The sequence below is a fragment of the Plantactinospora solaniradicis genome (assembly GCF_042658085.1).
In the GTDB taxonomy this organism is placed as follows: domain Bacteria; phylum Actinomycetota; class Actinomycetes; order Mycobacteriales; family Micromonosporaceae; genus Plantactinospora; species Plantactinospora solaniradicis.
Genome location: NZ_JBHSPR010000010.1, coordinates 755882 through 773815, shown reverse-complemented (window position 1 = coordinate 773815; position 17934 = coordinate 755882). Strand labels below are relative to the sequence as shown.

Sequence of the window (17934 nt, the reverse complement as noted above, 5' to 3'; positions counted from 1 at the left end):
AGCCCGCCCCGCCCCGCTTCCCTCGGGACGGGGCGGGCGGTGCGACCATGCGGACGTGGGCAACAGCTTCACCGCGTACGCGGCATCGGACGGACCCGGCGACCTCTACCTCTCCAACGGCGGTACGGACGTGTTCTTCGACGTACTCACGCTGGCGGGCTGCCAGCTCGCCGAGACGCCGTGGCAGCAGAACCTCGTCCTGCTGTTCGCCGACGGCCACCGCTACTCGCGAGGGTTCTCCGGCTTCGACCTCGGCGAGATCCCGTGGACGGGCGACTGGCAGGCGGAGCAGGAGTTTCTCCTCCGGGTCATCGACACGGCACTCGCGCGCCACGGCTGGCACCGGCTCCGTTACGACCCTCCCGCCGCTGCCGGGTACCTCGCGAGGTACCGCGAAATGGTGGCGGCGTTCACGCCGGTGCCGGTCGACGCTCCCCGGTGGGGGGACTGGCGGACGGCTCCGGCACCGAGCCTGCTGACCCGCTGCCCCGAACACGACCTGTACGAGGGGGAGGCCGGATGCCGCCTCTGTGATCCGTCGATCCAACCGATCGGACGGCAGTGACCGGGGCCGGCGCGATCGCGCCCGCCCGATGAATCGCCGTTACCAGTGCCAGTCGCGCCAGGCCAGCAGGTGTCGCTGCCCGCGTGCCGCCGTACTCGTCCGTCGGGCGATCCGGACGAGCAGTGGCGCGACGAGCCAGAGCAGCACCAGGGCGTAGCCGGCGAGGGCGGCGCGTTGCGGCCCGGTCAGGGCCGGGGTCTCCACGAACGGCAGCCACAGTGGGCTGTACTCGGGGGTGAAGTGGCAGAGCGCCTCCAGGCGCCAGTTGTTCTCGTAGCAGATCCATGGTCGTAGCTGCCCGTACACGAGGCTGTTGGCCGCACCCCACACCGAGAGCAGTACGGCGCCGAGGGTGCCGAGGTGCGCCAGGACTCCGGCCCGCTCGGCTCCCAGGCACACGGCCAGCGCCAGGCAGGCCGGCAGGATGGCGAAGAGGAAGAACCGTGGCCCCCAGTACATGCCGCCGTACCAGCCCCACCAGGGCGCGTACACCAGCACCAGGCCGGCCACGAAGACCGTCCAGAGCAGGCAGATCGACCGGATGTCGCCGCCGGCCGGGTCGCCCTCCTCCCGCAGCCGCCGCCGTACCGGGAGGAAGAGTCCTGGAGTGAACCAGAGCAGTCCCTTGCCGAAGGAGAAGAGGATGGCCGCGACCCCGAGCGGAAAGGGATAGGAGAAGCCGGGCTCGCCGGAGTACGGCATGACGGTCTCGCCACCGCCGTTGTTCGCATAGGAGCTGTGCAGCGGATCGCCGAACCGTAGCCACGCCTCGGCGATGATCAGTATCGCGGCGGCCAGCAGCACCGACAGGTAGCGGATCCGTCGTTCGCGGAAGCAGAGGACGGCGACGACGAGCCCGAGCGCCACGATGGTCGGCGGCGTGTTGGCGACGCCGAGGACCACCGCGACCCAGCCGGCGAGCCGGGTCCACCGGCCGGTCCCCGTCAGCGTCGCGGCGAGCAACCCGACGCCGACGGTCATCGCGGTGAAGACCTCGCCGTAGAAGTCCTGCACATGCGCGGCGATCATGCTGCCGGCGACCAGGAGCAGCAGAAACCGGCGGAGCAGTCGCGGATCCGTCCGGTCGCGGAGCAGGGCGTGGATCGCCGCCAGGCCGAGCGCGAAGAGCAGCAGGTTGTACTGCACCACCACGACCTGCGGGTTGCCGTACCAGCGGCCGACCGCCCAGAGCGGGGTGGCGAACAGCGGACCGATCAGCGAGTACGGCAGCTCCGAGATCTGGTGCCGTTCGAGGAGCTGGATCAGCGCCCAGTACCGGGCGAGGCCGTCGCCCATCATGGGAGGTCTGGGGGTGACCGCCAGGAGCACCAGGCCGGCCGCGATCAGGATCCGCTCCACCACGGCCGCCGTTTTCCCGCCCGGGGGACCCGGCGGAGGCGGCTGCCGTGCGTCGGCCTCCGGCTGTCCCTCCGGCTGTCCCTCGGGCTCGTCCCGGACGTCGCTGGCCGACGGCGCGCTCATCGACAGTCCCCCTTGTCGGGCCAGCGCATGCCGGTGGAGGTCGGGTCACCGGCGACGTGCCGAACAACGTATCGAATCTATAGAGACGATCCTGAATGTCAATGGTCTTGGTCGCCATTGTTCTTATGGAAACGGCGGAGACACTCGGAGATAACGCAGGAAGGCTAGGTTCCCGGAATCGTCGAGTCACCTTTCAGAAAGGGCAACCAAGGCAGTTCCGAATTTGGGTGGAATCAGGGGACATCCGGGGGTAGGGCGAGATCCGGGCTGGTCCCCGGCCTCGACCGGATCAGAAGGTGAAGTGCGGGTTTCCGGCGGTCAGCCGCACCGTGAAGGCGTCCGGGCCACGGTGCATCGCCACGTGACCACAGGACTGATAGGTGATCCACAGGCCGAGGCCGCCCGAAGACCCGTTGCGGGCCGGGATCAGGCCGGCGAAGGGGTCCTTCGGCCCCGTACCGCCGTCGCTGACGGCGACGACGATGCGGTCCTCGCCGGTCCAGAGGCGGAGCCGGACCGGTGGGCGCCCGTACCGGAGCGCGTTGGTCACCGTCTCGCTGACCGCGACGACCAGGTCTTCGACGTCGTCGATCGGCAGGTGGCCCGGGTCGGCGCCGTACACGGCACGGCGGGCCTGCGTCGGCGTGGGATCGGTCAACTCGACCACCGGCGTGGTCCGCTGGAGCGGATCCGGCAGCAGCGCACGCGCCTCGGTCAGGTACGCGGTGGGATCGGTGTAGGTGTCGCTCGGGACGTGTCGGCCGTCCGCCGTGGCGACGCGCGGATGGGTCCGCATGATGTCGCTGAGCACCGGCGCGGGCGTGATCCGGGCGTCGTAGGCGCACATGCTCCACAGCGGGAAGTCGTCGTACACCCGGTTGATCGCCGATTCGTACCGGGCCCACCAGTCCCAGGTCGCGCCGAGCGCGACGCGCGGCACCTCGCCGATGATCCTGATCTGCCGCGCGCCGTCGGCGACGTGCTCGGCGAGCAGTTGCTGGTACGCCTTGATCGCGGCCGCCGGTCGGGCGTACACGTCGCCGCCGGTCAGGAACGTGACCGGTGCACCGGCGGGAAGCGCGGCCCGGACCAGTGTCTCGTTCTGCTCTCCGAAGGACACCACGGTCGGCTCTCCCGCGGCGACACCGTCGAGCAGGAAGGGCACCGCCACGGCGAGCAGTTCGGCGTCGGACCGGTAACAGACGGCCTCGTGGTAGTAGCCGTCGTGTCCGGCGGCCGCGCCCGTTCTCATCGTGCCGTCTCCACCCGGATGTCGGACAGGGCCAACAGGTCGACGAGGCGGGCGGCCGTGGACCGCGAGGTGCGCAGGACCGCGGTCGCGTCGAGCCGGCGGGCGTGGTCCCGAAACCGCGTCAGGCAGTGATGGTCGATGAACCGTAGGTCGGTCGCCCACAGCACCAGTTCACCGTCGACGGGACGGAGGTCGGCACGGTCCAGTGCCGTCGAGAAGAGTTCGAGGTTGAACTTGTCCAGTTCGCCGGCCAGTGCGGCGGCGCCTTCGTCGGGGCCGCACGCGTGCAGCCGGAACAGGGCCTCGTCGGCGTTGCTCTCGGGATGCATGCACGCCAGTTCCGCGACCGCCTCGTCGCCCAGTTCCCGCCGGTCGTAGCCGCACATGGCCGACATCGGCCGGGTCCGCATGTACCGGTCGATCAGGTGCTCGTACCGCGCGAAGGCGGCCCGTCGCGCCGGGGTACGTACCAGCGACGTGGCGTCGGCCACCACCCGTAGCCCGCTGTGGCCGGTCGCCAGGGCCTGCTCGGTCGCGGCCTCGTAGACGGCCACCTGGGCGGCGGGATCGACAGCGTCGCCACGGTACGTCGAGGTCAGCGGGACGGCCTGGGCCGATCCCTGGTCGAGTGCCGCCGCGAAGCCACTGACTTTCCGCAGTTGCTCCACAACGTTCCGTGGCTGTTCCGTGGTGACGAGCCAGACCTGCTCGCCGGCCGCGATCCCCTCGACGAGAAACTCCCGGGTCCGACAGTCGAAGTCCACCGGATCGTCGTACGACCAGCAGAGGTGACCGTACGGCGGCGCAAACTGCCCGATCACGCCGGTCGCCCTCATGGCCACAGTTTAATCCGGCCCGGCACGGCTGCTCGGACCGCGATCACCTGACGCAGCGGAGGTGCCTCCGGTCGACCGGCACCGTCAGGTCGGTAGGCCCCGATTCGCCTCGGCGAGGAACTCGGCCAGCACCTCGGTGTGGGTGGAGAAGGCGAGTTCGGCCGGCTCCGTGAGCACGAGCCATTCGGTGGACTCCTCGGTGGGTGCCGAGGCAGGCAGCGAGTCGGCCCGCCGCGCCGGCAGCACGCCGAAGATCAGCAGGGTTCCACCAGCCGGCGCGCTGTGCACGGCGAACGGCCGTACCGCCTCGGCGGACCCGACCAGCCCGGTCTCCTCACGCAGTTCCCGGACCAGAGCGTCGCGCCAGTCCTCGCCGTGTTCGATGAAGCCGCCGGGCAGTGCCAGCAGGCCCCGGGCCGGCTCGATGTCGCGGCGCTGCACCACCACACCGGTCCGGGACGGGGTCAGCACCGGCAGGATCGCCACCGCCACCGGGGTCGGATTGCGCCAGGTGGTCTGGCCGCAGGCGGGGCACACCCGGGGCCAGGTCGCCGGGGCCGGGTAGGCGGTGCCGCAGTACGAGCAGTGCGAGTGCAGGACGCCGGTCACGCCGCACGACGATACCGGTCGGCCCCGGCAGGGCCCGGCTGCCGCGGTGACCCCGTCGGCCGTCAACGCGTCGAACCGGGGCTGGAGTTCGTCGAGAGCCGGCCGTCCGAGTCGGCTCAGCTCCGTACCGCCGCCGGGGCGTGCCGGGACAGGTCCTGGATCTTCCCGCCGAGCGGCCGTGGCCGGGCCCGCCAGAGCCAGGCCACGTCGCGGGCGAAGGACCAGACGAGCATGGCCAGCGCCAGTCCGACCCAGGCGATCGCCAGCGGCCGGGGCAGGATCCCGCTGACGGCGACCACCAGCATGATGCCTTGGAGCGCGGCAACGGTCTTCCGGGAGAACCGGGGCGGCAGGGCCGCCCGCAGCCACGGCAGCACCCGGGCCGCCACGACGAAGACGTAGCGCAGGGCGCCGATCGCGAGCACCCAGGGGCCCAGGGAACTCGCGACGAAGGCGCTCAGCACCAGGATGAGGAAGGCGTCGACCTCCATGTCGAAGCGGGCGCCGAGCGCCGAGGTCGACCCGGTACGCCGGGCCACCTGTCCGTCGACCGCGTCCAACGCCAGCGCGACGGTGGCCAGGGTCACCAGCACCGCGATGGGGGTGTGTCCCCGGAACGAGTCGGCCACCAGCGCCGCGACGCCGCCGACCAGGGTCGCCCGGGCCAACGTCACCTGGTTGGCCGGTCCCAGCACGTACCTGCCGGATCGGCGCAGCGCGTGGCTGAGCAGCAGCCAGGTGGTCAGGGCGTACGCCGAACCGAGCAGCCACCCCGCCGGGCCGAGCCCGACGCCGGCCGCGAGCGCCGCCAGCAGGCCGAACTGTACGACCATTCCGACGGCCGGCTCGTCGACCGGTGGTACTGCGACGGGGCGTTCGCTGACAGTCACCGTTTCTCCCTCGTCCTGCGGCACAATTCAAGATCCGCGTATCGTTACCGCGTTCCATCCCATGGACACGGGAAAAACGGACCTACGGTTCAGCCAACCGAGCACGGATGCCGAGAAAGGGACTGCCGATGACGCACAGTGGTCGCGCGTTCTGGCTCCGTGCACCGGGTCAGGGCGAGATCCGGCCCGTCACGCTCGCCGGGCCAGGGCCCGACGAGGTGCTGGTCCGGACCCGCTACTCCGGGGTGAGTCGGGGCACCGAGACGCTGGTCTTCCGGGGCGGGGTGCCCGAGAACCAGCACGCGGTGATGCGGGCCCCGTTCCAGGAGGGCGACTTCCCGGCGCCGGTGAAGTACGGCTACCTCAACGTCGGCGTCGTCGAGGAAGGCCCGGCGGACCTGCTCGGCCGTACCGTCTTCTGCCTCTTCCCCCATCAGACCCGGTACGTGGTGCCGGTGGATGCGGTCACCGTCGTACCGGACGGGGTGCCGGCGGCTCGGGCGGTGCTGGCGGGGACCGTGGAGACCGCGGTGAACGCGGTCTGGGACGCGACTCCGCTGGTCGGCGACCGGATCGCGGTGGTCGGCGCCGGCATGGTCGGTTCCGCCGTGGCCGGCGTGCTCGCCCGGTTTCCCGGCGCGCGGGTGCAGCTGGTCGACGCCGACCCCGGCCGGGCGACGGTGGCGGCGGCGCTCGGCGTCGACTTCGCGCTGCCGGCGGACGCGGCGGAAGGGTGTGATCTCGTCGTGCACGCCAGCGCCACCTCGGCCGGGCTCACCCGCTCGCTCGAACTGCTCGCGCCGGAGGGCACCGTCGTCGAGCTGAGCTGGTACGGCGACCGTCAGGTCAGCGTGCCGCTCGGCGAGCACTTCCACTCCCGGCGGTTGGTCGTCCGCGGCTCCCAGGTGGGTACCGTGTCACCGAACATGCGGGGTCGGCGTACCTTCTCCGACCGGCTGGCGCTCGCCCTGGAGCTGCTCGCGGACCCCGCGTTCGACGCGCTGATCACCGGCGAGTGTGACTTCGAGGAGCTGCCCGAGGTGTTTCCCCGGCTTGCCAGCGGCGAACTTCCCGCGCTGTGTCAGCTCGTCAGCTATCGCTCCGAGTCCGGCGACGGGCCGGCCGGCTCCGACATCCGTGGAGGGTGAAACCGTTGTTCAGCATTACCGTCCGTGACCACATGATGATCGCGCACAGTTTCCGGGGCGAGGTCTTCGGCCCGGCCCAGCGGTTGCACGGGGCGACCTTCGTGGTGGACGCCACGTTCCGCCGCGCCGAACTCGACGCCGACAACATCGTGGTCGACATCGGCCGGGCCAGCGAGGAACTGCGCGGCCTGCTGGGCGAGTTCAACTACCGGAACCTCGACGACGAGCCCGCGTTCGCCGGCATCAACACCTCGACGGAGGCCCTGGCCAAGGTCATCGCCGATCGGCTGGCGGAACGGGTGCACGCCGGAGCGCTCGGCGAGGGCGCCCGGGGGCTGGCCGGGATCACGGTCACCCTGCACGAGTCGCACATCGCCTGGGCGAGCTACGAACGATCGCTTTGACTTCCTCCCCGTCCTAACGCTAACGGGCGGGGATTCCCTGGATCACCCTAGGGGTTTCCTGTTTCCCGGCCGATTGCAGAAGGGAGGGCCCTTGCTGTCTCACATCAGCTCCGCAGGCATCGCCGGGTTCGGTCCCGGCTACGGCTCGACCGGCCGCAAGAATGTTCTTGGCCGCGTTGTGGTCCCGATCGTGTCGAATGCGGCAGTCGGGGCAGGTCCAGGCCCGGGTGGACAGGTCCAGCGTGACGAGCAGGTGCCCGCAGGTCGAGCAGGTCTTGCTGGACGGGTACCAGCGGTCGACGACGACCAGGGTCCGACCGGCGCGTTCGGCTTTGTATTCGAGCTGGCGTCGGAACTCGCCCCAGCCGCAGTCGGAGATCGCCCTGGCCAACCGCCGGTTGCGGACCATGTTCCTGACGGCGAGGTCTTCGACCGTGATCAGGTCGGCGGAGCGGACCAGCCTGGTGCTGGCCTTGTGGAGGAAGTCCTGTCGGGCGTTGCGGACCTTGCGGTGCGCGCGGGCGACTTTCGCCCTGGCCTTGCGCCGGTTGGCGGAGCCTTTCCGGCAGCGGGCCAGGCGCCGCTGGTAGCGGGCCAGGTTACGGGCCCTGCGGTCCAGGTGGCGCGGGTTGGCGATCCGGTCGCCGTCGGAGGTCACGGCGAAATCCTTGACCCCGAGGTCGACACCGATCTCGTGCCCGGCCGGGTCGGCGGGGATGGGGCTGTCGGTGTCGGCGGCGAAGGTGGCGTACCAGCGGCCGTCGGTGTCCCGGGGGATCACCACCATCGTCGGATTCAGGGCGTTCAGGTCCAGGTTGGGCCACGACCAGGCGACCGTCAGGGGTCCGTCGGTCTTCGCGACGTACAGTTCGCCGTTTTTGATCCGGAAGGCGGAGCGGGTGTAGTGGGCCGACTGGCGGCCGTCGCGGGACTTGAAGCGCGGGTGGCGGGCGCGGCCGGCGAAGAAGTTCACGAACGCGGTGTGCTGGTGCCGCAGTGTCTGCTGCAACGGTACGGAGGAGACCTCGGACAGGAACGCCAGTTCGGTGGTCTTCTTCCAGCCGGTCAACGTCGCGTCGGTCTGCCGGTACGAGGTGCGTTCGCCGCGCTGGTGGTAGGCGGCGTGCCGGGCGGCGAGGGTCTTGTTCCAGACCAGGCGTACGCAGCCGAAGGTGCGGTGGAGCACCGCCGCCTGTTCCGGGGTCGGGTAGGCGCGGCATTTGTATGCCGTACGCATGTTCGAAGATTATTCAAGGTGGGGCGTTGAGTAAGGCGACACGCCGCAGGTCGGTGGGGTCCGCTCGCGGACCGTCCCGGCTCCGCCGGACCGCTCCTGACGGAGTCCGGATTCCTTCCCGGTCTGAAGGCCGGAGCATTCTCCGGAGGATCCGGTGACCGAGCGGACCGCCCGGCCCGGGGCGGAGGCGAACCCGGTCTACGTGGTCCTGCCCGGCGACGTCGACGACCAGGCGTCGCCGAGCGGCGGCAACGGCTACGACCGCCGGGTGTGCCGGGGACTGGCCGCCACCGGCTGGCAGGTGTCCGAGCTGCCCGTCCCGGGGGCCTGGCCCCGGCCGGGACGGTCCGACCGGGCGGGACTGGCCGAAGCGCTCGCCGGCGTACCCGATGACGCCGTCGTGCTGCTCGACGGCCTGGTGGCCTGCGGCGTTCCCGACGTCGTGGCCGCCGAGGCCGACCGGCTGCGCCTGGCGGTGCTGGTCCACCTCCCGCTCGCCGACGAGACCGGGCTCGCCCCGGCCGAGGCGGCGGAGCGGGACGCGCGGGAGCGGGAGACCCTGCGAGCGGTCCGGGCGGTGATCGCGACCAGCGCCTGGACCGGACGCCGGCTCGTCGAACACCACGGGCTGCCCGCCGCGCGGGTCTCCGTCGCCCCGCCGGGCGTGGACGCCGCACCGCTGGCATCGGGTACGGCGGACGGCTCCCGGCTGCTCTGCGTCGCCGCGCTGACCCCGCGTAAGGGCCAGGATGTGCTGGTCGAGGCGCTCGCCACCATCGCGGAGCTGTCCTGGACCTGCCACCTGGTCGGCCCGCTCGGCCGGGCCGTGGAGTACGTCGACCGGCTCCGCCGATCGGTCGTCCGGCACGACCTCACGGACCGGGTGGTGTTCACCGGTCCCCGCGGCGGGCCCGAGCTGGCCGCGAGCTATGCCGCCGCCGACCTGCTGATCCTGCCGTCGCACTCCGAGACCTACGGCATGGTGGTCACCGAGGCGCTGGCCTGCGGGATACCCGTGCTGTCCACGGAGGTGGACGGCATACCGGAGGCCGTCGGGCGGGCTCCCGACGACAGCGTCCCCGGGCTGCTGGTCCCGGCGGCCGACCCGGTGGCGCTGGCCCGAGCGCTGCGTCGCTGGCTCACCGAGCCCGACCTGCGGAGCCGGTTGAGGACGGCGGCCCGGGACCGTCGGGCGACCCTACTCGGCTGGGAAACCACCGTACAGACCATGTCCGGCGTGCTGGAACGGCTGCGCCGGGAGCCCCGGAGGGCCGGATGAGCGACGACAGGACGGGTACGAGCCGGATGAGCGACGACAGCACCACACCGAGCCAGGACGAGTTGGACGAGGCCGCGCGGTACAGCCTCGCCTGGCTGGGGCTGCGGGAGCCGGCCGACGCACAGGCCCGCGCCACGGAACTGCTCGAACCGCTGCGCCGGCAACTGGCCGGGACATCCCGACCGGTGATCCACGATCTGGGCTGCGGCAGCGGTTCCATGGGGCGCTGGCTCGCCCCCCGGCTGCCCGGCCCCCAGCACTGGATCATGTACGACCACGATCCGGACCTGCTCGCCCACGCCGCCGCGAACATGGTCGGCAGCGCGGCGGACGGATCCCCGGTCACCGTCGAGACCCGGCGGGCCGACATCACCCGGCTGACCGCCGACGACCTGGCCGGGGCCACCCTGGTCACCGCCTCCGCGCTGCTGGACCTGCTGACCCTGGAGGAGGTGGCCGGGCTCGCGGCGGCCTGCGTCGGCGCGGGCAGCGCGGCGCTGCTCACCCTCTCCGTGCTCGGCCGGGTGGAACTCGCGCCGGCCGATCCTGCCGACGCCGAGATCGCCGCCGCGTTCGACGCCCACCAGCGGCGGAACAACGGCGGTCGGCGCCTGCTGGGCCCGGACGCCGTCGACGCCATGACCCAGGCGTTCGGCCGGCTCGGCGTCCAGGTGCAGGTCCGGACCAGCCCGTGGCGGCTCGGCCGGGACCAGGCCGCGTTGACGGCGCAGTGGCTGCGCGGCTGGGTCGGCGCCGCGTACGAGCAGCGGCCGGAGCTGGCCGACGACGGCTATCTGAGTCGTCGACTGGCCGCCGCCGAGGCGGGTGAACTGCGGGTCGTCGTGCACCACGCCGACCTGTTCGCGAGATTGGAATGAACTTTTGGCGCCGCTGCCTCGTAAGGGTCTGAAGAAGGCTCATCGAGGGAGGACCCGTTATGCGCGGCGCCAGCCAACCACCGCTCGCGGCACAGTCAGGCCGTGCGGCGTCGTGACGCGTACCTTCTGGGCCTGGGCCCGGGTGCTCGGCGGCGCCGGCATCCTCGCGCTGCTGCTGTGGCGACTCGGTAGCGGCGCCTTCCTGGACGGCCTGCACGTGATCGACGGCGGCACGCTGCTCGTCGCGGCCGGAATCGGCCTGCTGACCACCGTCTTCAGCGCCTGGCGCTGGTGCCTGGTGGCCCGTGGGCTCGGTATCCCGCTGCCGCTGCGGGGCGCCGTCGCGGACTACTACCGGGGACTGTTCCTCAACGCGGCGCTGCCCGGCGGCGTACTCGGGGACGTCCACCGCGCGGTACGGCACGGTCGGGACGTCGACGACGTCGGCCGGGGCGTCCGGGCGGTGGTCCTCGAACGTGCCGCCGGCCAGGTGGTGCTCGTCACGGTAGGGGTGGCGGTGCTGCTCGCCAGCCCGCTCCCCGGACACCTGCCGGCCCGGTTCGGCGCGCCGTCGGCCGTGACGCTCGGGTTCGTGGCGGCCGGGCTGGTGGCGGTCGGGCTCGCCGTCGGGCTTGCCGTACGGCTGCGGCGCCGGAACAGGTCCGCCGGGTTCGGCTCCGATGGGGCTCCCGCCGGAACGTCCCGGTGGGCCCGCGCCTGGCGTACGGGGCTCTCCGACGTACGGCTCGGGCTGCTCGCCCGGCGTAACTGGCCGGGGATCGTGGTGGCGTCCGCCGTGGTGCTGGCGGGACACCTCGCCACGTTCGTCGTCGCGGCCCGCGCCGTCGGGGTGTCGGCACCCGTCACCGAGCTGGTGCCGCTGATGCTGCTGGCCCTGCTCGCGATGACGCTGCCGGTGAACATCGGCGGCTGGGGTCCCCGGGAGGGCGTCACCGCGTGGGCGTTCGGCGCCGTCGGGCTGACCGCCTCGGTCGGGCTCACCATCGCGGTGGTGTACGGCGTGCTCGCCTTCGTCGCCAGCCTGCCCGGAGCCGGCGTGCTCGCCGTCCGGTGGTTCGCCGCGCGCCGGGCGGCCCGCCGGGCGGCCGATCCCGAGCCGGCCCGGGTACGGCAGGTCGTCGCGCAGCCGGTCGTCGCGCAGCCGGTTGTCCAGCGGCGGATGGTCCGGCAGCGGATCGTTGCGCAGCCGGCCGGAGCGGACCCGCTCGGATCGGATCCGCTCGGATCGGACCCGCTCGGATCGGAGCAGGCGGATCCGACGCGGGAGCGGGTGCGGCGCGGCAGGTCCCGGCGTGGCGGTGCCGTGCGGGAGATCGTCTGGCGGGGCGGGCATCGGCCGGGCGGTCCCGAGTGGGCGCCCGCGTCGCGGCCGACTCCCCGACCCCGGGTGGCCGCCGGCCCCCTGGTCGGTCAGCTCTCGCCGAACCGGTCCGAGAGTGCGTAGCGCAGCAGCACCACGTCGCCGATCTGCTGGCAGCCGGCCAGCACCGCGCGCCGGTCGGGCCGCCACGGGAACCTGCCGTCGCCGACGAAGCGCGGCGCACGGGAGTCACCCACGAAGAACGGTGCGATCACCAGGTGCAACTCGTCAACCAGGTCGGCGGTGAGGAACTGCGTGTGTATCTTCCCGCCGCCCTCGACCATCAACCGGCCCACGCCGCGGTCGTGCAGGTCCGTCACCACCCGGTGCAGGTCCACGGGTTCGCCGCTGTCCACCACGGTCGCCACCTGGCCGAGTCGCCGTCGCGCCTCGTCCAGTGCCGGGCTCGCACAGTAGACCAGCTTGTCGATGTCACCCAGGGCAAAGAACCGCGCCTCCGGATCGAGGTCGCCCCGGCCGGTCACGGTCACCTTCACGGGTGTCGGCCGCAGCCCGCGAGCCACCCGTTCGGCGCGGCGTGCCTGCGACCTGACCAGGAGTCGTGGGTTGTCCTGCCGGACCGTACCGGCCCCGACCAGGATCGCGTCGCATTCCGCCCGTACGGCGTCGACCCGGTCGAAGTCGGCGTCGTTCGAGAGCAGCAGCCGCTGCCCGGTCGCGTTGTCCAGGTAGCCGTCGATTGACATGCCGCAGCTCAGCAGGACGTACGGTCGGTCAGCCAAGGCTGGCACCTCCACGGCGGTCGGCAGACGGCCTACTCGATGAGACAGAAGATCCTGGCGTGCCGCCAGTGCTCGTCCGCCCTGACGTCGATCCCGGATGTGTTTCCGGTAACCCCGTCCGGGAAACCCGGCCGGTGTGAAAGGTGTCAACCTGGGCCGGTTGGGTGTTCCGGCATCCTACGGGGGCATTCTAGATCGTCATGCAGAACTCATTCGGGTTCGACGCCGGCCGGTGGCGACCGCGCCGACGGACCGAAGCGCTCCGCCGGGGGCCTGAACGGCGCTGGCGCCTGCCGTCCGCCGCCGGCTGTCCGGACGTCCGCCGGCGAGTTCGTCGCCGTCCACCGGCCACGCCGCTGACCGGAGCGGTGGTCAACGTTGTCCACGTGAAGGAGAGCCAATGCCCCAGATGTCGCCCGAGCTGTCCAGCGCCGTAGAACCCGTCTCCCCCAGCGGGACCGGACCGGTTCCGGTGGCCAAGGTTCGGACGCAGGTGACGGTGCCGTTACGCTTCGCCGACGGGTACGCCACCACCGCGCGGGTGTTCACCTTCGACGGCCTCGTGGACGGCAGGGAGCACCTCGCATTCGGCCTCGGCGACTGGCGCGAGTCACTCGACCGCTCCGCCGCCGGTGGGCCGGCACCGCTGGTGCGACCGCACAGCGAGTGCCTGACCGGCGACGTCTTCGGCAGCCAGCGGTGCGACTGCGGACCGCAGTTGCGCGAGGCGGTCCAGCGGATCGCCGACCGGGGTGGGTTCCTGCTCTACCTGCGCCAGGAGGGTCGCGGCATCGGGCTGTACGCCAAGCTCGACGCGTACGCCCTCCAGGATTCGGGGCTCGACACCTACGAGGCCAACGTCGCGCTCGGCCGAGGCGAGGACGAGCGGAACTACACGGCCGCGGCGCAGATGCTGCACACCCTCGGTGTGGACCGCGCGGCGTTGCTGAGCAACAACCCGGACAAGGCCGAACAGCTCGGTCGGCTCGGGGTGGAGGTCACCGAGCGGATCGTCACCGGGGTCTACCTGTCCTCGGCCAATGCCCGGTACCTCGCGGCGAAGGCCGCACACACCGGCCACACCATCGAACTGCCCCTCGGCGGCTGAGCCGACCACCCGGCGAGCAGCGGCGGACCGCCCCCGGCCGGTGGATATCGTGTCGATGGCGATCATCCGACGGCAAGGGGTGCGATGTTCCAGATCGGCTGGCTCCGGCTCGTCGCCGGCCGGCTCCGCCAGGGTTGGCTTCCGGTGGTCGAGGCGACGCTGGCCGCGACCGTCGCGTGGGCGGTCGCGAGGACGCTGCTCGGGCATCCGGAACCGTTCTTCGCCCCGGCGGCGGCGCTGATCGTCCTCGGGCAGGCCCGGGGGCAGCGGATGCGCCGGGCGGTGGAGGTCGTCCTCGGCGTCGCGGGCGGAGTGCTGGTCGCGGACCTCGTCGTCCAGGCCCTCGGCCGGACGACCTGGACGGTCTTCACCGTGGTGCTGCTGACCGTCGGCCTCGCCGTGGCGGTCGGCGCGAGCAGCGTCTCGGTGGTCCAGGCCACGGTGTCCGCCCTGTATCTGGTCGTGGTCCCGCCGTCGACCGACGCGCTCGTGCCGTTCCGGTTCGTCGACGCGTTGATCGGTGGGGGAGTGGCGCTGGCCGCGAGCCAACTCCTCACCGCCCGGCAGCCGCTCGCCCCGCTGGTCGCCGAGGCTCGCCAGACCTTCGCCGCGCTGGCGGGCCTGCTGATCGAGGTCACCGAGGCGCTCGACCAGCGGGACGAGGCGGCCGCGCTGGCCGCCCTGGACCGGGCCCGGCAGTTGGATGCCGCGGTGGAGCGGTTGCAGACGGCCGTACTGGCCGCCGGCGAGGCACTGCGGCTGCACGTCCGGCGCCGCCGGCACATCGGACGGGTGCACGCGCTGAACGAGTCGAGCCGCCAGGTCGACTACGCCGTACGCAACGTGCGGGTCCTGGCCCGGGCCGGGGTGGCGCTGACCAGGCTGCCGGTGGCCAGCCCACCCGAGTTGGGAGCCGCGCTGCGTTCGCTCGCCGAGGGGGTGCGGGCCGCAGGGGATGCGCTGGCCGCCGACCTGACCGGCCAGGACGACGCGGCCGACAGGTACGCCGAGCAGACCGACGCGGCCGCGCTCGACGCCGTACGCACCGCTGGTCGACTGCTCACCCGGGATCCGCCGCTGCCGATAATCATGATCGTCGGTCAGATCCGGGCGACCGCCATCGATCTGCTCCGGGGGGTCGACGCGGACGACGTTGCCGTGCTGGGCCGGGTCGACGAGGCGCTGGGCCTGCCGCCACTGTGAGTGACGGGCAGCGGTTCCAGGGTGTCCGGCCCGCGGTGCCGCCCGCTCAGGCGGCGCCGGTCGGCCGGAGCTGCGCCGGTCCGGCGGCGGCGCGGCGACGGATCGCCAGTAGGGCCACGTCGTCGGCGGGTTGGTCGATGCCGAGCGAGGCCATGATGGTCGCGCACACCGTTTCGGCTGGTTCGGAGGGGATCGCGGCGCGCAGTCGGTCGAAGCCGACGTCGATGAGTTCGCCACGACGTTCGATGAGCCCGTCGGTGTAGCAGACCAGGATGGCGTTGCTGGGAAATTCCACGACCGTGCTGCGGCGTGGCCCCGGGCGACCGATTCCCAGCGGCAGGTCGACGGGGAGGGCCGGGGCCGCGACGCCGTGGTCGGGCTGGGCGAGCATCGGGGGCAGATGCCCGGCCAGGGAGATCAGGATCTGCTCCCGATCCGGACTGATCATGGCGTAGAGGGCGGTGGCCAGGTTGCCCGCCTCGAAATGCTGGATCTTGTGGTCGAGCCGGGTCAGCGCGTCGGCGGGGTCGTCGCACTCCAGGGAGTAGGCGCGCAGCGCGCTGCGGAGCCGACCCATCACCACGGCCGCGCGCAGCCCGTGCCCGGACACGTCGCCGACCACTATGCCGAGCCATCCCGAGGGGAGCGTGAAGACGTCGTACCAGTCGCCGCCGATCCCGGTCTGGTGGCCGGGAACGTACCTCGCGGCCATGTCGACGCCGCTGACCTCCGGCAGGCGGGTCGGTAGCAGGCTCCGTTGCAGGGCGAGCGCGGCCGTCCGGTCGATCGTGCCGAGCCGGGCCTGGCTGGCGAGGCTCGCGCGGTCGGCGACCAACTGGAGCAGTCGGACGTCGTCCTTGGTGAATCGGCGCGGTGTGAGGCTGCCGACGTGCAGGACGCCGACCAGTTCGGCGCCGGCGAACATCGGTACGCCGAGCATCGACTGGATGCCCTTGTCGAGCAGGATCGGGTTGACCACCTCGGTGGGAGTGACCTGCTCGAGGATCACCGGCTGCCGGTCGTGGGCGACACGTCCGGCGAAGCCACGGCCGACGGAGATCCGGAAGCCCTGCTGGACCTCCTCCTCGAGACCCTTCGCCGCGGTCGCCACGAGCTGCTGGGCGTGCTGGTCGAGCAGCAGGATCGCCGCCGTGTCCACCCGGAGGAGTTCCCGGACCCGGCCGAGCAACTCGTCGAACAGGTCGTCCACGTCGAGCCGGGACAGCGTGGAGTCGGTCACTGCCTCGATCCGACGTAGCCGTTCGTCGGCTCCGGAGTCGTCTGCCTCGATCACGGGGTGAAGCCTAGCCTTCGCCGTAGCGACCAGCGCGGATCGAGGGGTGATGGAAGCCGCCCGGTCCGTCGGCCCGCCCGTCGCCGGCCTCGGCACCCCGAAGTCATCATTTCGTGCCAACAGGCTCCTGGTACGTCCGCCGTGGCAGCGATCGGTTCGTAGGTTCGGTCCGTCACGCAGACCGACCGAACATGACGTCGGTCGGCACCGGGCCGGAGATCCGATCCGGTCAGCGTCGGGCCGGGACGGCCCGCACCCCGGTGGCGGCCACAGCGGCCGCCGCTCGGTGGTCGTAGCAGGGAGGAAGATTCGTGGGTTTCCGTAGGACAACCGTGTTCGGCGTGTTGGCGCTGGCCATGACGCTGCCGTTGCTCGGATGTGACGTCCTCGGGGGGTCTGACCCGAGCGCCCCGACCGGCTCGGCGGGAGCCGCAGGGGCCGCAGGGGCGGCACCGGCCGGACCGGACGACCTCGGTGAGGTCATCGCCACCCGGGACGTGCAGGTCAGCGAGAACGGCGACGTCATTCCGGTCCGGGTCGAGCTCTACCAGCTCCGCCGGAAGGACGGCTTCGTCACCGTCAACCTTCGGATGACCAACACCGGCACCGAGGGCGCCGGGCACCGCTGGCAGATCGCGGACGAGTTCGCCGGCGACACCCCCGGGCACACCCTGGCCGGCGTCTCGCTGGTCGACCGGAAGAACCGGAAGCAGTACCTGGTCGCGCGGACCGCCGGGGACGCGGCCGACGGTGCCGGCTCGGACAACCAGGACCGCTACCTCGCCTCTTTGCAGCTCGCGGCCGTGTTCGTGCAGCCGGGGCAGTCCGTCAACCTGTACGCCACGTTCGGCGCCCCACCGGACGACGTCCGGGCGGTCGACGTCGTCGTTCCGAACGTCCCGGTCTTCGACAATGTCCCGCTCAGCTGACCGGCGATCGGTGCTGCTCGGCGTCCTGCTGGCCGGCTGCGTACTCGTCGCCGAGCCGGCGGTCGCCCGGGCCGAGCCGACCGCTCCGGTGCCCGTAACCACCATCGTTCCCGGTCCACGGGTGGCTCCGGGGGAGTCGGTGACCGCACCGGTCGTCGACCTCGAGACGCCCACCCGGGAGATCTACCTGCAGACCGGGGACCTGGACGGAGTGTCCCGGGAGGCCGAGTCCAGCGACCGGATCGAGTTGGTGCTCGCCGCCGACGTCCTCTTCGCGTTCGGCAAGGCGGACCTGTCGCCGGCCGCCCGGGATCGGCTGGCGCAGGTCGCCGAGCGGCTCCGCGTACAGGCGAGGGGGACGGTGCGGATCGACGGCCACACCGACGCCATCGGCAGCGACGCGGCGAACCTCGCGCTGTCCCGGCGGCGTGCCGAGGCGGTCCGGGACGTGCTCCGGGGGGCGCTGTCCGGGACGTCGCTGGCCTTCGAGGTGACCGGCTTCGGCGAGAGCCGGCCGGTGGCGTCCGAGTCCAAGAACGGTCGGGACAATCCGGCGGGACGGGCCCGCAACCGCCGGGTCGAGATCCGCTTCGACAAGTGACGGATCCCGCCGTCGGTGGTCCGGCCGGCGACCGGTTCGCGTCCGCCGGGACACTAAACTCGGCGGGCGCGAACCGGTCGCACGCTCCTGATCAG

17 protein-coding genes and 1 pseudogene are annotated in these 17934 nt (G+C 72.1%); 10 read left to right on the top strand and 8 right to left on the bottom strand.

Translation table 11 applies throughout. The features are described from left to right. Window positions 1-55 precede the first annotated feature (55 nt). The gene (locus tag ACFP2T_RS16025) at window positions 56-565 is read left to right on the top strand and encodes a hypothetical protein (RefSeq protein ID WP_377422182.1); all 510 of its coding nucleotides are present in this window, start codon (window positions 56-58) and stop codon (window positions 563-565) included. A 39-nt stretch (window positions 566-604) separates the two neighbouring features. Here ACFP2T_RS16025 and ACFP2T_RS16020 read toward each other — a convergent pair whose 3' ends face one another. The 5 genes from ACFP2T_RS16020 to ACFP2T_RS16000 form a co-directional block, all read right to left on the bottom strand. Further along, window positions 605-2047, bottom strand: coding sequence for a hypothetical protein (locus ACFP2T_RS16020; RefSeq protein ID WP_377422180.1), 1443 nt, complete (start codon window positions 2045-2047; stop codon window positions 605-607). 289 nt (window positions 2048-2336) lie between these two features. Beyond that, complete coding sequence (locus tag ACFP2T_RS16015) at window positions 2337-3299, bottom strand: anti-sigma factor RsbA family regulatory protein (protein ID WP_377422178.1); 963 nt, start codon at window positions 3297-3299, stop codon at window positions 2337-2339. Then, on the bottom strand, window positions 3296-4135 hold the full coding sequence (locus ACFP2T_RS16010) for an MEDS domain-containing protein (RefSeq protein WP_377422176.1): 840 nt from the start codon (window positions 4133-4135) through the stop codon (window positions 3296-3298). The genes ACFP2T_RS16015 and ACFP2T_RS16010 overlap by 4 nt, the downstream gene beginning before the upstream one ends. Before the next feature lie 84 nt (window positions 4136-4219). After that, on the bottom strand, window positions 4220-4744 hold the full coding sequence (locus tag ACFP2T_RS16005; protein WP_377422174.1) for an NUDIX domain-containing protein: 525 nt from the start codon (window positions 4742-4744) through the stop codon (window positions 4220-4222). A 116-nt stretch (window positions 4745-4860) separates the two neighbouring features. Then, on the bottom strand, window positions 4861-5634 hold the full coding sequence (locus tag ACFP2T_RS16000; RefSeq protein WP_377422172.1) for a CDP-alcohol phosphatidyltransferase family protein: 774 nt from the start codon (window positions 5632-5634) through the stop codon (window positions 4861-4863). A 128-nt stretch (window positions 5635-5762) separates the two neighbouring features. Between ACFP2T_RS16000 and ACFP2T_RS15995 the strand changes: the two genes are divergently transcribed. Next, window positions 5763-6782, top strand: a complete 1020-nt coding sequence (locus tag ACFP2T_RS15995; RefSeq protein ID WP_377422170.1) for a zinc-dependent alcohol dehydrogenase — start codon at window positions 5763-5765, stop codon at window positions 6780-6782. Window positions 6783-6787: 5 nt separating this feature from the next. Further along, on the top strand, window positions 6788-7186 hold the full coding sequence (locus ACFP2T_RS15990) for a 6-pyruvoyl trahydropterin synthase family protein (RefSeq protein WP_377422169.1): 399 nt from the start codon (window positions 6788-6790) through the stop codon (window positions 7184-7186). 19 nt (window positions 7187-7205) lie between these two features. On the opposite strand, the gene ACFP2T_RS15985 is transcribed toward ACFP2T_RS15990, so the two are convergent. Further along, window positions 7206-8423 (bottom strand): RNA-guided endonuclease InsQ/TnpB family protein, encoded by a 1218-nt coding sequence (locus ACFP2T_RS15985; protein WP_377422167.1) that lies wholly within the window; start codon window positions 8421-8423, stop codon window positions 7206-7208. Between the two features lie 154 nt (window positions 8424-8577). Here ACFP2T_RS15985 and ACFP2T_RS15980 point away from each other — a divergent pair, with 154 nt between their 5' ends. The 3 genes and pseudogenes from ACFP2T_RS15980 to ACFP2T_RS15970 form a co-directional block, all read left to right on the top strand. Next, the gene (locus tag ACFP2T_RS15980) at window positions 8578-9702 is read left to right on the top strand and encodes a glycosyltransferase family 4 protein (protein ID WP_377422165.1); all 1125 of its coding nucleotides are present in this window, start codon (window positions 8578-8580) and stop codon (window positions 9700-9702) included. Next, window positions 9699-10580, top strand: coding sequence for a class I SAM-dependent methyltransferase (locus ACFP2T_RS15975; RefSeq protein ID WP_377422163.1), 882 nt, complete (start codon window positions 9699-9701; stop codon window positions 10578-10580). Before ACFP2T_RS15980 ends, ACFP2T_RS15975 begins: the two co-directional genes overlap by 4 nt. A gap of 112 nt (window positions 10581-10692) precedes the next feature. Beyond that, a pseudogene (locus tag ACFP2T_RS15970) lies at window positions 10693-11652 on the top strand (lysylphosphatidylglycerol synthase transmembrane domain-containing protein); the annotation flags it as partial. A 359-nt stretch (window positions 11653-12011) separates the two neighbouring features. Here ACFP2T_RS15970 and ACFP2T_RS15965 read toward each other — a convergent pair. After that, on the bottom strand, window positions 12012-12704 hold the full coding sequence (locus tag ACFP2T_RS15965) for a RibD family protein (protein ID WP_377422161.1): 693 nt from the start codon (window positions 12702-12704) through the stop codon (window positions 12012-12014). 409 nt (window positions 12705-13113) lie between these two features. Between ACFP2T_RS15965 and ACFP2T_RS15960 the strand changes: the two genes are divergently transcribed. Both ACFP2T_RS15960 and ACFP2T_RS15955 read left to right on the top strand, forming a co-directional pair. Further along, complete coding sequence (locus ACFP2T_RS15960) at window positions 13114-13812, top strand: GTP cyclohydrolase II (protein ID WP_377422859.1); 699 nt, start codon at window positions 13114-13116, stop codon at window positions 13810-13812. A gap of 84 nt (window positions 13813-13896) precedes the next feature. Next, window positions 13897-15015 carry an FUSC family protein gene (locus ACFP2T_RS15955; RefSeq protein ID WP_377422158.1) on the top strand — a complete coding sequence of 373 codons (1119 nt, stop codon included), beginning with the start codon at window positions 13897-13899 and terminating at the stop codon, window positions 15013-15015. Between the two features lie 46 nt (window positions 15016-15061). On the opposite strand, the gene ACFP2T_RS15950 is transcribed toward ACFP2T_RS15955, so the two are convergent. Beyond that, window positions 15062-16309 carry a PP2C family protein-serine/threonine phosphatase gene (locus tag ACFP2T_RS15950; RefSeq protein WP_377422156.1) on the bottom strand — a complete coding sequence of 416 codons (1248 nt, stop codon included), beginning with the start codon at window positions 16307-16309 and terminating at the stop codon, window positions 15062-15064. A 311-nt stretch (window positions 16310-16620) separates the two neighbouring features. On the opposite strand from ACFP2T_RS15950, the gene ACFP2T_RS15945 reads away from it, so the two are divergent. Beyond that, window positions 16621-17238 (top strand): hypothetical protein, encoded by a 618-nt coding sequence (locus ACFP2T_RS15945; RefSeq protein WP_377422154.1) that lies wholly within the window; start codon window positions 16621-16623, stop codon window positions 17236-17238. Beyond that, window positions 17222-17839: an OmpA family protein gene (locus ACFP2T_RS15940; RefSeq protein WP_377422152.1), complete on the top strand. Its 618-nt coding sequence runs from the start codon at window positions 17222-17224 to the stop codon at window positions 17837-17839. Before ACFP2T_RS15945 ends, ACFP2T_RS15940 begins: the two co-directional genes overlap by 17 nt. Window positions 17840-17934: the final 95 nt, after the last annotated feature.

Bases quoted from the DNA above. Each gene is read 5' to 3' on its own strand.
- ACFP2T_RS16020 (WP_377422180.1), bottom strand. From the start codon at position 2,047: ATGAGCGCGCCGTCGGCCAGCGACGTCCGGGACGAGCCCGAGGGACAG.
- ACFP2T_RS16015 (WP_377422178.1), bottom strand. From the start codon at position 3,299: ATGAGAACGGGCGCGGCCGCCGGACACGACGGCTACTACCACGAGGCC.
- ACFP2T_RS16010 (WP_377422176.1), bottom strand. From the start codon at position 4,135: ATGAGGGCGACCGGCGTGATCGGGCAGTTTGCGCCGCCGTACGGTCAC.
- ACFP2T_RS15995 (WP_377422170.1), top strand. From the start codon at position 5,763: ATGACGCACAGTGGTCGCGCGTTCTGGCTCCGTGCACCGGGTCAGGGC.
- ACFP2T_RS15985 (WP_377422167.1), bottom strand. From the start codon at position 8,423: ATGCGTACGGCATACAAATGCCGCGCCTACCCGACCCCGGAACAGGCG.
- ACFP2T_RS15975 (WP_377422163.1), top strand. From the start codon at position 9,699: ATGAGCGACGACAGGACGGGTACGAGCCGGATGAGCGACGACAGCACC.
- ACFP2T_RS15960 (WP_377422859.1), top strand. From the start codon at position 13,114: ATGTCGCCCGAGCTGTCCAGCGCCGTAGAACCCGTCTCCCCCAGCGGG.
- ACFP2T_RS15955 (WP_377422158.1), top strand. From the start codon at position 13,897: ATGTTCCAGATCGGCTGGCTCCGGCTCGTCGCCGGCCGGCTCCGCCAG.
- ACFP2T_RS15940 (WP_377422152.1), top strand. From the start codon at position 17,222: ATGTCCCGCTCAGCTGACCGGCGATCGGTGCTGCTCGGCGTCCTGCTG.